Source organism: Actinomadura sp. GTD37 (assembly GCF_041951365.1).
Classification (GTDB): Bacteria; Actinomycetota; Actinomycetes; order Streptosporangiales; family Streptosporangiaceae; genus Spirillospora.
On sequence record NZ_JBGNUS010000016.1, the window covers coordinates 57,028 to 70,429 of the forward strand.

A 13,402-nucleotide genomic window follows, 5' to 3' on the forward strand; every position below is an offset into this window, starting at 1 on the left:
CCTGCGGACGCGCAGTCAGCGTGGAAACCAGGGTCTCGGCGGGGCCCGTCATGGGCGGAGATCCCTGCGGGCGTGCGGTTCCGGCGGTGGGTGAGCCGCGTGCCGGGGGTGGAGCGGGGGGCGGGTTCCGGTCCGGAGGCCGTTGCGGACGATGGTCGTGCGGAACGGACGCCGTCGGCAGCTCAGAGCCCGTCTGTCTAGATCCGACACGCCGTTCACCATGGAAAAGACCAGCTTCGGCCGAATTCGCGGTGATTCGCGCGGCATCGACGGCGTAATCAGGGGGAATGTGTACGTTGGGGAGATCAACACTGCTGTGAGCTGCGGGGACGGCCCCGCCGCCCAGCCTTGGAACAGGAGGTCCCCGTGGCTCGAACACTTTCGAGGGGCACCCGTGTCACCGGTGCCGAACGCACGCAGCTCGCCGCCGAGCTCGCCCCGCGTTACGCGGCCGGCGAGAGCATCCGCGACCTGGCCGCCGAGACGGGCCGGTCGTACGGGTTCATCTACAACGTCCTGAAGGAGGCGGGGGTGCCGCTGCGCGGCCGGGGCGGCAACACCCGGCGCAAGAAGGCCTGACCCGCTCCCACCTCCACCGGAAGACAAGGAAGAAGCGAGCACATGACCGGACGTCCCCCTCGCCCCCCGGGGGGACCCCGTGCGCTACGAACGGCGGAACGCCCCGGTGACCTCGGAGCGCCCGTTCAGGCTGGCCAGGTCGGCGGCCGCCCGCCCGGCCACCCAGCCCTCATAGTTGGAGACCGAACCCGCCCGTCCCTTGGCGAGGTTCGGGAACATCGTGTCGACGGCCCGCTCTACGGCCCGGTCGCGCGCCGCCAGCACGGGAAGAAGATCCTTCCCGCCGGCGTCCGCGGCCGCCCTGTCCTCCGCCCCGCCCGCTGCCTCGCGCAGCCGCTCCCCGATGCGGGAGGCGTAGGCGTTGAGGAAGGCGTGCCGGAACGACCTCGTCCGTGACCGTCCCCGCGCGTCCCGCCGCGGGCCCGCGTGCACCATGGCGGACGTCGCCTGGACGAGCAGCGAGGTGAACAGCATCTCCACGGCCGCCAGCTCGGCCGGAAACCCGAGGACCGTGCAGAAGCCCAGCTCCCGATGCCAGATCGCCCGGCAGCGGTTCGCGTCGGCCACGACCGTGAGCAGGACCGCCTTCGGCGCGTCGTAGGGATTGTCCACCGCGATGCGCCGCCCGGCCGGCGCCCCCGCGTCGCCCCTCTCCGCGGCCAGCAGCGCATGGTCGATGCTGTGCCGCGCCATCAACTCCTGGGCGCGCGCGCTGAGCGCCTCCGCCTCCTCGGGAAACTCGGTCGATTCCGCCTTGGCGAGCAGTGCCCGGACCTTGCCCAGCACGCGCTCATCAACGCCCCCCGCAGCGCGGCGCGAGTCATCCGCGGAGGAGGGGCGAGGGGACGTGCCTGGGGGCGGGCTCAGACGCGGGAGCTTCGGGAGGGTTTCCAGGAGGTGGGCCAGTTCGAGTGCGGTTGTGACGTAGGCGGCGCGGTCCACGTTCTCGCGGGCGCACCACTCGGTCGCGTGCGAGTCGTCGCCGGCCCACCAGACGGCGGCTTCGAGGGAGGCGAGCTGCTCCCTCCATCGGCCGTCCACGGTGGCGGGGGAGTAGGCGCGCATCTCGTCGGCGATCGCGTCCGCCGCCAGGCGGGCGTGCCGGGCGGTGCGCCGCCGGGACGCGAAGCGGATCACGTCGGCCGGCTGCCAGCCCCGGTTCCAGGCCGAGGCGACCCCGCGCCGCAGCCGTGCGCGGAGGCACCGGTCGACGAGCACCGGGGCGTGCGGACCGTCCGCGAGCTCGATCAGGAGGCGGCGGAACGCCGGGCCGTCACCGGACGCCAGCGACCTCACGGCCTCGTCGGCGAGCGCGGCGGCGGCGTCCGCGGGAGGCTCCGGAGGTTCCGGCGATCCAGAACGCCGCGACTTCCACACCGCCACTCCCACCGTCCGGCATCACAGGGCACGAAGCATCCTGCCATCCGGCGCGGACCGGCCCGGCCATCAGGGCGAGAAGACGCGCCGGGCACATGCGAAGGCCCCGGCCGCAAGGGACCGGGGCCTCGCCGAGCGAGCGAGTGAGCAGCGGACGGATCAGGGGCCGGCGTGCCTGTCGCCCCTCATCTCGTCCACCACGACGCTCTGATAGGCGCGGGACGTGTCGGGGACGTAGCTGAGCCGTGCGAGGGCCTTGCCCGCGTGGTCCCTGATCTCGAAATGGTAGCCGTCGCGGGCGTCCCCGACGTGGGCGACGGCCTGGTCGTGCCGGAGCCGGCACATCGTGTCGACCTTCTCCAGTGCCACTTTCAAGCTCCCCGCGTCGCTGATGAGCCGCGCCGGCTCGCTCGTCTCCCAGATCTCGAACATTGGTCGTGTCCTGTCGGCGGTTGGAAGGAACGGGGCGGAAGGAACGGGCGGGGCATTCCAGACGTCCGCCACAGCTTCCGCCCAATTGGTGGATCTTTCAACCAGTCCAGGTATCGGATTGATCACTATTCGAAGTTGTCCACGCTCGCAGCGTCATGACCGCATGTGCGCGCGGGCCAGTGCTTTCGCGGGCGGCGCCCGGATCGGTAGGGTCGGCCGCACAGAACCGAACGGGATTCGGGAGGGGTCGGCGTGGAGTACCGGGTCGTGTCCATCGTCCGTGACCATGCCCGCGACCGGGGGGCGGCGCCCGCCGTCACCGGCGACGGGCGAACCGTGAGCTACGCCGAGCTCGACGAGCGCTCCAGCCGGACGGCGCGGGCCCTGCTGGCGGCCGGGCTCGGCCCCGGCTCGCGGGTCGCCTACGTCGGCAAGAACGCCCCCGAGTTCTTCGACCTGCTGTTCGGCGCCGCGAAGATCGGCGCCGTGACCGCCCCGGTGAACTGGCGGCTCACCCCCGCCGAGATCGCCGCGATCGTCGCGGACGCGGGCGCGCCGGTGACCGTGCTGGACGCCGAGTTCGCGGACCTCGCCGGCGGCCTTCCCGGCCGGGTCGTCCTGACCGGCGACGAGCACGAGAGATGGCTCGCCGATCACCCCGCCGACGACCCCGGCTTCGTGGGGGAGCCGGACGACATCGTCATGCAGCTCTACACCTCCGGCACGACCGGGGTGCCGAAGGGCGTCCAGCTCAGCAACGCCAACTTCGAGGTGGGGGAGCGGATGGCCCGCCGCTGGGGGCTGGACGGCTCGTCGGTGAGCCTCGTCCCGATGCCGCTGTTCCACATCGGCGGCTCCGGCTGGGCGCTGGCCGGGATGTACGCGGGCTGCCGGCAGGTTCTCGTCCGCGACATCGACCCCGCCGCGCTGGTCGACACGTTCGAGCGGGAGCGGATCACGAACGCGTTCATCGTGCCGGCCGTCCTGCAGTTCATGTGCCAGGTGCCGGGCGCGGCCGGACGCGACTACTCGGCGCTGCGCGCGATCACCTACGGCGCGTCCCCGATCACCTCGGAGGTGCTGCGCCGCGCCCTCGACACCTTCCGGGCGCCGCTCTTCCAGCTCTACGGGATGACGGAGACGACGGGCGCGATCGTCCAGCTCGAACCCGGGGACCACGACCCGGGCGGGCCGCGCGCCCATCTGATGCGCTCGGCCGGACGCCCCTACGACTGGGTCGAGGTGAAGATCGTCGAGCCGGGCGGGGACGCCGAGCGCGCCCCCGGGGAGGTCGGCGAGGTGCTGACCCGCTCGTCGCAGAACACGCCCGGCTACTGGAACCGCCCGGAGGAGACGGCCCGGCTCCTCGCCGGGGACGGCTGGCTCCGCACGGGCGACGCCGGCCACGTCGACGCCGAGGGCTACCTGTTCCTCACCGACCGGATCAAGGACATGATCGTCACCGGTGCGGAGAACGTGTACCCGATCGAGGTCGAGGAGGTCCTCGCCTCCCACCCCGCCATCGCGGACGTGGCCGTCATCGGCGTCCCGGACGAGCGCTGGGGCGAGACGGTCAAGGCCGTGGTGGTCCTCGCGCCGGGCGCCGAGCTGACCGAGGACGAGGTCATCGCCCATGCGCGCGAGCGGCTCGCGGGGTTCAAGCGCCCCCGCTCCGTCGACTTCGTGGACGAGCTGCCGCGCAACCCCAGCGGCAAGATCCTCAAGAAGGACCTCCGCGCCCCCTACTGGGAGGGACTGGGCCGCACGATCGCCTGAGCCCGCGTCCGCCTAGACCTCGACGGTGACCGCTGTCTCCTTTGCGTCGGGTTCCAGGAAGCGTAGGAGCGCCTCCCCTTCGGTGGTCAGCTCATCGACGGCCGCCTTGGGGAGGGGCTCGAAAGGGCGCATCCTCAGGGTGGCGACCTTGCGCTTGTACTCGGTGTCCCAGATGCCGCCCGCGAAGCCGTTCCAGAGGAACACGGCGCGGACGCGCAGGTTCTTGGTGGTCAGCCGGGGCCTGTGGGCGTCGGCGATGACGCGCCTGCGGTCGGCGTGCGCCAGGACGAGGCTGTCGAACTCGGGCAGGAACCGCGCCGGCGCCGGGACGTCCTCCGCGGGACGGGGAGCGTCCGGCAGATCGAACAGCTCCCGGCCCTTGTCGTCGGCGAAGATCCTGAGGGACGGGCGCAGGCGCTCCAGCGCCTCGCCGGCGGACGGCAGCCCGGACCATGTCTGGGCGTCCGCCGCAGAGGCCGGTCCATAGGCCGCCAGGTAATGGAGCATCAGTTCGTCCACCGCCGGAGCGTCCGAGGGCTCGCTCCCGAGCCAGGGCCCGGCGAGGGTGAACTGCGCCGCACGCGGGAACCCCCACCTGTCCTGTGTGGGAACCATCACCAAGGGCACGCACAGCCGGACGGCATAGCCGAGGGCGCGGTCGTTGACGTCGGGGAACCGCTCCTGGAGCAGCGCGCGCACCTCGTTGAACGTCCGGGGCCCCGCGTCGAGGAGCGAGCGCGCCGCCGGGACGACCTCCCGCAGGTCCATGCCCTTGGCGCGGTCGCCCAGGACGCGCAAGGCGCCGTCGAGCATCGGCTGTATGGCCGTCCGGAACGCCGTGTAGTCGGCTCCGGTCATCAGGTGCAGTGTGGCCCGCATCATCGTGGCGCGGACGACCGACCGGTCCCGCAAGGCCGCGTGCAGGTCGGACGGCTGGAAGCCGTCCAGCCGCGCCCAGAGCCCCAGGAAGGGGGGCTTGGGCTCCTGCGCCTGCATCCCGCCGAGGCGCCCCACCGCCTCGGCGACCGGGATCGCCTCCCGCGCGAGCAGCAGCTGCCGTGCCAGTGTGGCCCGGTTCAGGGCCCGGACGCTCAGGGTTTCGACCATGTGTCCAGGATGCCGGTAACCGAGCCGGGACGGCCCCCGGGCGCGCGTCCTCCCGGAGGATCGACCGCCCCTCGGACTCCGGCGCCATCGCGGGGACGCCTCCGCCGCGGACTCCGCGGCCTCACGGCCGAAGATCCGTGCTGGTCAAGCCGTTCTGGACGCCCGGAAAGCGCGGCACGGAGTGACCCTGGAACGATCGACCGGGACGAGGGTTACGGGGTGATATTTCTTGAAATGCACGTGCATCAGCCCTTGCACCTGCACGCCATCCCTAGCAGGATGATCCCGGACCCCCGCACGTGAACTCCCCGGAGATCGCGATGAACGCACACTTGAGCGACAGTGACCGACAGGCGCTGCGGTTGGCCCAGGATCTCCGCGAGGAGATGCGGGCGACACTTCCGCAGCTGCCGGCCGCCCCCTCGGTCTCCCCGTTCGTCGACCAGTCCGGGATGCCGAGCGTCCTGCTGAAGATGGACGCCGAGACCGCCCACGCGCTCATGGCCGTGCTGGCCGAGCGCCGCGCGGGGCCGGGCGGTGTTCCCGGAGCCGAGCCCCGCCGGGCCGACGGCTCCCATGGCTCCTCGCCCGCGGCCCAGGCCGTCCCTGCGGCGCAGGGGCCCATCGTGGCGGCGGCAGGCCCGTACGGGGAGCCCGGCTACGCGGAGCCCGGCTACGGAGAGCCCGCCTACCCGGGCCCCGGCTACCCGGAGCCCGTCTACGGGGAGCCCGTGTACCCGGAGTCCGCCTATCCGGCGCCCGCCTACCCGGAACCGGCCTATCCGGCGCCCGCCTACACCGAGGCGCCGTTCGTCCCGCCGCAGCCGGGCCCCCCGGTCTTCAACGGCGGCACCGGGCCGGTCCCGCTGATACCGACGGTCTACCCGACGCGCTGACCCGCCCGAGCGGCACCCACGGCCCGTGCACCGGGCCGTTCCTGTGCCGCTCCATGCCCTCGGGCCCGGCCGGGCCGGCGGCCCGGAACCCCTGACGGCGCGCGGTCTGCGCGGCCGTCCGGCCGCGGCAGCGCCCCCGCGGCCGAGGCTTTACCTTCCCTGGGACGTCTGCTGGAATGCCCGTTGCGGTCCCGGTGTTCTTTACGCTGTCGTGGTGATGCTGTGACCGCCACTGGTTCAGCGAACCCGATCCTTTGCCCGATACCGGCACGACCCGGCGCGCTCGCGCCGGGCGCCGCCGGGCGAACATAAAGATCGTTTTCTGCGGGGCGGAAGGCCCGGAAGCCCGAAGGGAAAGGCGCTCCGGCCCGGTCTCCGAGAAAAAGATCTACCTGGGCAAAGGTAAAGAAAACCGTGGTTTGGCGAAAGTACGGTATTGCCGTATATAGTCAACCGCAGGTTCGGGTCAAAGAACCCTTGACCCGGCCAATCGCATAAGCCGTCGCTTCCCGCCCGCCAGGCGGGATCATCGCGCCGAGCCGCAGCCGTACCATGCACCGGCCGCGCGCACCGTGTCGGGCCCATGAGCCCCCGGTCGGCGCTCTCTCCGCTTCATCGAAGCCCGTGCACACGCACGCCCGGCAACGGTCGTGCACCTTTCGCCACGGGTGCGGTCCGCCATGCCCGTGGACCGTTCCAAGCGGGTCCTTCCCCGCGGCGGCATCTCCCGAGTCCCGAGTCTCGGAAACCGCTCTCCCCTGCCCGGAAACGGCACATCGCCGACCGGCGCGGAGCGGCAGCCCTGTACCCCGAACGAAGGAAATCCATGCAGCAGCGAGCGATCAACGTCGTCCTGACCGGTGTCACCGGTACCGCCCTCGCGGGCATGCTGGTGGCCGGCGTCGCCGCGGCCAGTGACGACTCCGCTCCGGACAAGCAGTTCCTGTCACAGCAGGCCGTGGCCGCGCAGGAGCACAAGACCTCCCCGAAGGCCGGCCTGGCCGGCGGTGCGAAGAGCGAGGCCGAGACCGGTTCGAAGGCCGGTTCCGAGGCCGGCTCCAAGAACGACGTCAAGCGCGAGAAGAAGGACCGCGAGGCCCTGCTCAGCGGCAAGACCAAGGCGTCCTACTTCTGGGACGACGGGTCGGGCGTGAACGGCGACACCGGCGCTCCCGCCGGCGGCAAGCCGATGCAGAAGGGCCTGTTCGCCAGCCCGAGCTGGCCCATGCACACCAAGGTCAAGGTCAGCTACGACGGCCGCAGCGTCACCGGCTTCGTCGGCGACCGCGGGCCGGGCAAGCCCTCGCACCGGGGCGTCATGCTCGACCTCGACACCTACACCTTCCGCTACCTGCTGGACGGCGAGAAGCCGAAGAGCAAGTACAACGCCGGCACGGGCGAAGGCCACCTGAACGGCGTCAAGTGGGAGGTCCTCTCCTGGGGCAAGGGCGCCGGCAGCAAGGGCGCGCCCAAGCCTTTCGGTTCCTGATCGAAAAGAAATGAGGCCGCACGCCGGCGGCCCGTGAAATGGCTCACAGAAAGGAATGTGAGTCCGCTCACGACCGCCGGCGGGGCTGCCTCGCACAGACCCGGCACAGGGCTGCCGGTGCATGGAGAACGGGGATTCCCCGGGATCGAGAGATCACCGGGGAATCCCCATTTTCAGGCCGCCGGCGGTCTCCCGGGCCGGCTCCCGCGACAGCGCCAGCGCCGCGGTCCGGACGGCGGGCGCGAGCCGGCCGAGGTCCGGCCGGCACACGTTGCCGGTGATGGAGATGATCGTGTGCGGGGTGTGGCGGACGAGGCCCGCCGAAAGGACGTCCTCCAGCCGCGCGGCCGGCCCCAGCGCCAGGAACAGCTTCCCGGTCGCCGTGCAGTACGCGGGCAGGCGCCCGCCGACCCGGGACACGGTCGGCACCGGCCGCCGCCCGCCGACCTTCTCCAGGAACAGCGTGTCCGTCCCGTCGAGGACGGCCAGGTGGATGTTCGCGTGCGTCGCGATCGTCTCGCAGGAGCTGATGACCTACGACGACCTGACCGTGCTGGAGAACCGCTTCCCCTACGGGGCGCCGCGCCGCGGCGGCCTGGTCAGCGCGCGGGAGATGCGGCGGCTGGCCCGGCCCCTGCGGTACGGCCGGGTCGTGCTGCCGGGCGCGCCGGCGGCCGGCGTCGGCCTGGACGCCCTGGTCACCGCGATGCTCGGGCAGCCGGCCCGGGACGCGGCACCCGCGGCCGCCACGCGCCGCCCCGGCGGGGCCGCGGTCGCCCTCGCCTCGGTCACCGTGCCGGGACGGCTCCGCGAGGTGTCCCTCACCGCCGGGCGCGGCGAGATCGTCGGGCTGGCGGGGCTGCAGGGCTCCGGCCACCTCGCCGTCCTCGACGCCGTCTGCGGCCGGGCCCGGGCCCGCGTCGGGGACCGTCCGCCTGCCGGGCGGGCGGTCGCCCCGCTCGCCCCGGCACGCCGTCACCGAGGGCGTCGCCTACATCTCCGGCGACCGCAAGGGGCGCGGGCTGATGCCGGACAAGGCGCTCTGGGAGAACATCACGTCCGTGAGCCGGCTCGGGCAGGGGCGCGGCGGGCCGATGCCGCGCCGCGCCCGGCTCGTCGGACGCTCGCGCGGGCACCTGGAGCGGCTGCGCGTCCGCGGCGACGTCCGGGCCCGCGCGAGCACCCGGTCCGGCGGCAACCAGCAGAAGGTCGTCTCCGCGAAACGGCTGGACGCGGACCCGGCCGTCCTCGCCCTGGACGACCCGACCCGCGGCGTGGACGTCGGCGCCCGCGGCGAGCTGCACGACATCGTCCGGGGCCTGGCCGCCGAGGGGAAGGCGGTGCTGATCGCCTCCAGCGACCTCGCCGAGCCGGTCGAGCTGTGCCACCGCGTCGTCGTCCTCCAGCGCGGCCGCGTCGTCGGCGACCTCGCCGGCGACCACCTCACCGAGGCGGAGCTGAGCCTCGCCATGAACGCCGGCTCCGCCGACCCGGGCTAGCCGGTCAGCAGCGGGATGACGGGGGCGAACTCCTCCATCGACGCGTCCGGGACCTGGTAGTAGCTGAACCCGTAGCGGTCGCGGCGGGCGAGCATCTGCTCCGCGATGTGCTCGGGCGGGCCGACGAACTGGGACGGCATGTCCAGGACGAGGCCGGCCGACGACGCCCCCCAGCCGCGCGTCTCCGCGACCCGGGCGGCGGCGCGGCGGGGGTCGGGGCCGAACGCGGGCGTCACCATCATGCTCAGCTCGACGTCCCGGCCGCCCGCGGCGTCCCGGACGAGGTCGGCCTTGCGGGCGATGGCGTCCGGCAGCCGCTCGGCGATCTCGTCGGAGATCGTCCCGTCGGGGAGGGCGCGGGGGAGGATGCCGACCGTGTCGGCGTGCCGTCCGGCGATGCCGAGCATGCGGGCGCTGCCCGCGCCGACCACGAGCGGCGGACGCCGCGCGGGGCGGGGGAAGACCGTCAGGCCGTCGGTCCGGTAGTGCTCGCCGGCGAAGGTGGTCTCCTCGCCGCCGAGCAGGCCGCGCAGGATCCGCAGCGACTCCTCCAGCCGCCCGACCCGCGTCCCGGCCGGGTCGAAGGGCAGGCCGGCGGCCTCGTACTCCTCGCGCAGCCAGCCCGCGCCGATGCCCAGCTCGAACCGCCCGCCGGACAGGTGGTCGAGGGTGGCGGCCTCCTTGGCGAGCAGCACCGGATGCCGGTAGTCGTTGGCGAGGACCATCGTGCCCAGCCGCAGCGTGCCGGTGGCGGACGCGGCGTAAGCCAGCGCGGCCACCGGGGCGAGCTGGTCGCCGAACGGGCGGGCGACGAAGTGGTCCCGCAGTGTCAGGACGTCGTATCCGAGGGCCTCGGCGCGCCGCGCGGTGCCGGTCAGGTCGGCGCCCGACCGGATCGACTCGCCCACGACGCCGAAGCGGAATCTCCTTGGCATGGTCCGAGCCTGCCCGCGCACCGGGCGGGTGCGCTGGCGGGAATCCGACGTCGGTGCCGCCGGCCGGCGGAACGGGGCGAGCGGCTCGGTCGCCGTCCGTGCGGCGCAAGGGCGTCACCGACTGCCCCGTTCGCGCCGGGTCACTCTCCAGGCTGCGTCCCGCCGCCCGGATTTTCAACCTTCCCGCGCCGCGGTCACGCGCCGATGAAGCCCTGCGCCCGCCGGAACAGGCCGAGGGTGATCGCGTGCAGCAGGTCGCCGGTCTCCTTCGGGGCCTTGCCGGCGCACGCGCGCGCGTGGGTGCCCTCCAGGACGATGCCGAGCTTGAAGCAGGCGAGCACCGCGTACCAGGTGATGGACGACAGGTCGCGCCCGGCGACGGCGCCGGCGCGCTCGGCGTAGGTCGCGACCAGCTCGTCCGCGGCGGGCAGCCCGCCCGCCTCGCCCAGCGGCCCGGCCAGCGCGGCGCTCTGGTCGTCGCGGTCCGGCCAGGTGGCGAGCAGCCAGCCGAGGTCCAGCAGCGGATCGCCGATCGTGCACATCTCCCAGTCGACGATCGCGGCGACCTCGGGGCCGTCGAAGGAGTACATCAGGTTGGCCAGGTGGTAGTCGCCGTGCAGGATGCCCGGCCGCCACAGCTTGGGACGCCGTTCCTCCAGCCAGCGGGCGACGTCGTCCAGGCCGGGGATGTCGGGGCCCTGGTAGCCGTCGAGCGCGCTGTAGGAGTCCAGCTCCGACGTCCAGCGGCCGACTTGCCGCTCCAGGAAGCCCTCGGGCTTGCCGAAGTCGCCCAGGCCGACGGCCTCGTGGTCGACCGCGCCCAGCGCCGACAGCGCGCGCGCCGCGTTCAGCCCCATCTCGCGCCGGATGGACGCGTCGCCCGCGTGCGGCTCCGGGAGCGTCACCGAGGCGTTGAACCCCTCGACCGGCGTCATCAGGTAGAAGACCGCGCCGCCCATCACGGACTCGTCCGGGCAGGCCGCGATGAGGCGCGGCGCGGGGACGCCCGTGCCGTCGAGCGCGGCGAGCACGCGGGCCTCGCGGCGCAGGACGTGGTTCGTGCGGGCCCGCAGATGGCCCGGCCCGCGCCGCAGCACGTAGTCGCGGCCGCCCCTGCGGAACCGGATCAGCGTGTTCTGCGTACCGCCCGCGAGCGGCCGGACGTCCTCGAACGGGCCGCCCGGCAGGCCCTCGCCGTCCATCCACCCGTCCAGGACGTCGAAGTCGACGAGGGCGCGGTCGATCTGCTCAGGCTGCACGGCGGTCCCTTTCCGGCGCGAGGTCAACCGGAGGGTAACAGTCATGCACTTGCATTACTTGTTCAGGTGGGTCGATTATCGGGGAAACGACGCCAGGAGGCTCGCCATGGCTTGGGACTTCGAGACCGACCCCGCCTACCAGGAACTTCTCGACTGGGCGGACGCCTTCGTCCGGGACGAGGTCGAGCCGCTCGACCTGGTGCTCGGCGACCCGTACGACAAGGGCGACCCCCGCTACAAGCTGCTCGTCCGCCCGCTCCAGGACCGGGTGCGCGAGAAGGGGCTCTGGGCGTGCCACCTCGGCCCCGACCTCGGCGGCCAGGGGTACGGCCAGGTGAAGCTGGCCCTGCTGAACGAGATCCTCGGACGCTCGCGCTGGGCGCCGTCGGTGTTCGGCTGCCAGGCGCCCGACTCCGGCAACGCGGAGATCATCGCCCACTTCGGCACGCCGGGCCAGAAGGAGCGCTACCTGCGCCCCCTGCTGGACGGCGAGATCTCCTCCTCCTACTCGATGACCGAGCCGCACGGGGGAGCCGACCCGACGCTGTTCACCACGCGCGCCGTGCGCGACGGGGACGGCTGGGTCATCAACGGCGAGAAGTGGTTCTCCTCGAACGCCCGCCACGCGACGTTCCTGATCGTGATGGCCGTGACGAACCCCGACGTGTCGGCGTACGAGGGCATGTCGATGTTCATCGTGCCCGCCGACGCCCCCGGGCTGACCACCGTCCGGAACGTGGGCGTCGGCGGCGAGCGCGAGGGCTCGCACGGCTACCTGCGCTACGCGGACGTCCGCGTCCCGGCCGAGAACCTCCTCGGCGACGAGGGCGGCGCGTTCGTCATCGCGCAGACCCGGCTCGGCGGCGGCCGCATCCACCACGCCATGCGGACGATCGCGCAGGTCCGCAAGGCGTTCGACATGATGCTGGAACGGGCCGTGTCCCGGCAGACCCGGTTCGGCGCGCTCGCCAAGATGCAGATGACCCGCGAGAAGATCGCCGACAGCTGGATCGAGATCGAGCAGTTCCGGCTCCTCGTCCTGCGCACCGCCTGGCTGATCGACAAGCACGGGGACTACAAGAGGGTCCGCAAGGACATCGCCGCGGTCAAGGCCGCGATGCCGAAGGTCTACCACGACGTCGTGCAGCGCGCGATGCACCTGCACGGCGCCCTCGGCGTGTCGAACGAGATGCCGTTCGCGGGCATGATGCTGGCGGCCGAGGCGCTCGGCATCGCCGACGGCCCCACCGAGGTCCACAAGATCACCCTGGCCCGGCAGCTGCTGCGCGGCGTCGAGCCGGTCGAGGGGCTGTGGCCGTCCGGCCACCTGCCCACCCGCCGGGAGGCCGCCCGCGAGCGCTTCGCCGAGGCTTTGGAGCTCGCGATCGGCGATGAGTGACACCCGCGAACGCCTGCTGGACGCCGCCGAGGCCCTGTACGCCGCGCGCGGCGTGGACGCCGTCAGCCTGCGGGAGATCCTGCACGCGGCCGGCGCCCGCAACGCCACGGCCGTCCAGTACCACTTCGGGGACCGCGCCGGGATCCTCCGCGCGATCTTCGCCCGGCACGCCCCCGACGTGGAGGCCCGCCGGCACGCCCTGCTCGACGCCTACGAGGACGGCGAGCGGGGCGTGCGGCCCCTCGCCGCCGCCCTCGTCCGCCCGCTCGCGGCCCGCCTCGCCGACGAGTCGGGCCGCGCCTACCTGCAGATCTGGGCGGACGTGGTGAACCGCCCGGACCCGCTCGTCCCCGTCGCCGTGCTGGACGACCCGCGCGACAGCCTGTGCCGGTGGCGGAGCCTCGTCGAGCCCCTCCTCGAAGAGGACGCGGCCCGCCTGCACCGCCGCTTCACCGCCATCCTGTACGCGTCGATCGAACTGGCGCGCCGCGCCCGGTCCGGCGCCCGCACCGACGACCGCCTGTTCACCAGCTACCTCGTCGACGTCGTCGCCGCGATCCTCGGCGCGCCCGTCTCGGCGGAGACGCGCCGCCTCGCCGCCGAACGCGACGCCGCCCGCCGCTGAGGTCACATTCGTCCAAGACGGACGGTCGT

At 73.1% G+C, this 13,402-nt stretch carries 13 protein-coding genes and 1 pseudogene; 7 read left to right on the forward strand and 7 right to left on the reverse strand.

Annotation, left to right across the window (positions count from 1 at the left end; genetic code table 11):
- Positions 1-366: 366 nt before the first annotated feature.
- On the forward strand, positions 367-579 hold the full coding sequence (locus tag ACA511_RS40125) for a helix-turn-helix domain-containing protein (protein WP_176196825.1): 213 nt from the start codon (positions 367-369) through the stop codon (positions 577-579).
- Between the two features lie 84 nt (positions 580-663).
- On the opposite strand, the gene ACA511_RS40130 is transcribed toward ACA511_RS40125, so the two are convergent.
- Entirely contained in the window at positions 664-1,968 is a 1,305-nt protein-coding gene (locus ACA511_RS40130; protein ID WP_375029996.1) for a DUF2786 domain-containing protein, read from the reverse strand.
- Between the two features lie 147 nt (positions 1,969-2,115).
- Positions 2,116-2,388 carry a hypothetical protein gene (locus ACA511_RS40135; RefSeq protein ID WP_375029997.1) on the reverse strand — a complete coding sequence of 91 codons (273 nt, stop codon included), beginning with the start codon at positions 2,386-2,388 and terminating at the stop codon, positions 2,116-2,118.
- A 252-nt stretch (positions 2,389-2,640) separates the two neighbouring features.
- On the opposite strand from ACA511_RS40135, the gene ACA511_RS40140 reads away from it, so the two are divergent.
- The gene (locus ACA511_RS40140; RefSeq protein WP_375029998.1) at positions 2,641-4,164 is read left to right on the forward strand and encodes a long-chain-fatty-acid--CoA ligase; all 1,524 of its coding nucleotides are present in this window, start codon (positions 2,641-2,643) and stop codon (positions 4,162-4,164) included.
- A 12-nt stretch (positions 4,165-4,176) separates the two neighbouring features.
- On the opposite strand, the gene ACA511_RS40145 is transcribed toward ACA511_RS40140, so the two are convergent.
- Positions 4,177-5,271 (reverse strand): winged helix DNA-binding domain-containing protein, encoded by a 1,095-nt coding sequence (locus tag ACA511_RS40145; RefSeq protein ID WP_375029999.1) that lies wholly within the window; start codon positions 5,269-5,271, stop codon positions 4,177-4,179.
- Between the two features lie 685 nt (positions 5,272-5,956).
- Between ACA511_RS40145 and ACA511_RS40150 the strand changes: the two are divergent.
- Positions 5,957-6,262, forward strand: a pseudogene (locus ACA511_RS40150) (pentapeptide repeat-containing protein); the annotation flags it as partial.
- Between the two features lie 731 nt (positions 6,263-6,993).
- A complete protein-coding gene (locus ACA511_RS40155) occupies positions 6,994-7,656 on the forward strand; it encodes a hypothetical protein (protein WP_375030000.1) in 663 nt (220 codons plus the stop codon).
- A gap of 153 nt (positions 7,657-7,809) precedes the next feature.
- Here the strand turns inward: ACA511_RS40155 and ACA511_RS40160 are convergent, their stop codons facing one another.
- Both ACA511_RS40160 and ACA511_RS40165 read right to left on the reverse strand, forming a co-directional pair.
- Positions 7,810-8,085, reverse strand: a complete 276-nt coding sequence (locus ACA511_RS40160; protein WP_375030001.1) for an IclR family transcriptional regulator C-terminal domain-containing protein — start codon at positions 8,083-8,085, stop codon at positions 7,810-7,812.
- Positions 8,086-8,226: 141 nt separating this feature from the next.
- Complete coding sequence (locus tag ACA511_RS40165) at positions 8,227-8,448, reverse strand: hypothetical protein (protein WP_375030002.1); 222 nt, start codon at positions 8,446-8,448, stop codon at positions 8,227-8,229.
- 233 nt (positions 8,449-8,681) lie between these two features.
- Here ACA511_RS40165 and ACA511_RS40170 point away from each other — a divergent pair, with 233 nt between their 5' ends.
- Entirely contained in the window at positions 8,682-9,155 is a 474-nt protein-coding gene (locus ACA511_RS40170) for a hypothetical protein (protein ID WP_375030003.1), read from the forward strand.
- Here the strand turns inward: ACA511_RS40170 and ACA511_RS40175 are convergent.
- Positions 9,152-10,090 carry a TIGR03621 family F420-dependent LLM class oxidoreductase gene (locus ACA511_RS40175; protein ID WP_375030004.1) on the reverse strand — a complete coding sequence of 313 codons (939 nt, stop codon included), beginning with the start codon at positions 10,088-10,090 and terminating at the stop codon, positions 9,152-9,154. The two genes, ACA511_RS40170 and ACA511_RS40175, sit on opposite strands and share 4 nt — an antisense overlap.
- Positions 10,091-10,284: 194 nt before the next feature.
- A complete protein-coding gene (locus ACA511_RS40180) occupies positions 10,285-11,349 on the reverse strand; it encodes a phosphotransferase family protein (RefSeq protein WP_375030005.1) in 1,065 nt (354 codons plus the stop codon).
- A 106-nt stretch (positions 11,350-11,455) separates the two neighbouring features.
- Here ACA511_RS40180 and ACA511_RS40185 point away from each other — a divergent pair, with 106 nt between their 5' ends.
- Together ACA511_RS40185 and ACA511_RS40190 are read left to right on the forward strand one after the other, a co-directional pair.
- On the forward strand, positions 11,456-12,748 hold the full coding sequence (locus ACA511_RS40185) for an acyl-CoA dehydrogenase family protein (protein WP_375030006.1): 1,293 nt from the start codon (positions 11,456-11,458) through the stop codon (positions 12,746-12,748).
- A complete protein-coding gene (locus ACA511_RS40190; protein ID WP_375030007.1) occupies positions 12,741-13,373 on the forward strand; it encodes a TetR/AcrR family transcriptional regulator in 633 nt (210 codons plus the stop codon). The genes ACA511_RS40185 and ACA511_RS40190 overlap by 8 nt, the downstream gene beginning before the upstream one ends.
- Positions 13,374-13,402 lie beyond the last annotated feature (29 nt).

Excerpts from the sequence above, each read along its gene's own strand:
- ACA511_RS40135 (WP_375029997.1), bottom strand. The coding sequence starts at position 2,388 with ATGTTCGAGATCTGGGAGACGAGCGAGCCGGCGCGGCTCATCAGCGAC.
- ACA511_RS40145 (WP_375029999.1), bottom strand. The coding sequence starts at position 5,271 with ATGGTCGAAACCCTGAGCGTCCGGGCCCTGAACCGGGCCACACTGGCA.
- ACA511_RS40155 (WP_375030000.1), top strand. The coding sequence starts at position 6,994 with ATGCAGCAGCGAGCGATCAACGTCGTCCTGACCGGTGTCACCGGTACC.
- ACA511_RS40170 (WP_375030003.1), top strand. The coding sequence starts at position 8,682 with ATGCCGGACAAGGCGCTCTGGGAGAACATCACGTCCGTGAGCCGGCTC.
- ACA511_RS40175 (WP_375030004.1), bottom strand. The coding sequence starts at position 10,090 with ATGCCAAGGAGATTCCGCTTCGGCGTCGTGGGCGAGTCGATCCGGTCG.
- ACA511_RS40185 (WP_375030006.1), top strand. The coding sequence starts at position 11,456 with ATGGCTTGGGACTTCGAGACCGACCCCGCCTACCAGGAACTTCTCGAC.
- ACA511_RS40190 (WP_375030007.1), top strand. The coding sequence starts at position 12,741 with ATGAGTGACACCCGCGAACGCCTGCTGGACGCCGCCGAGGCCCTGTAC.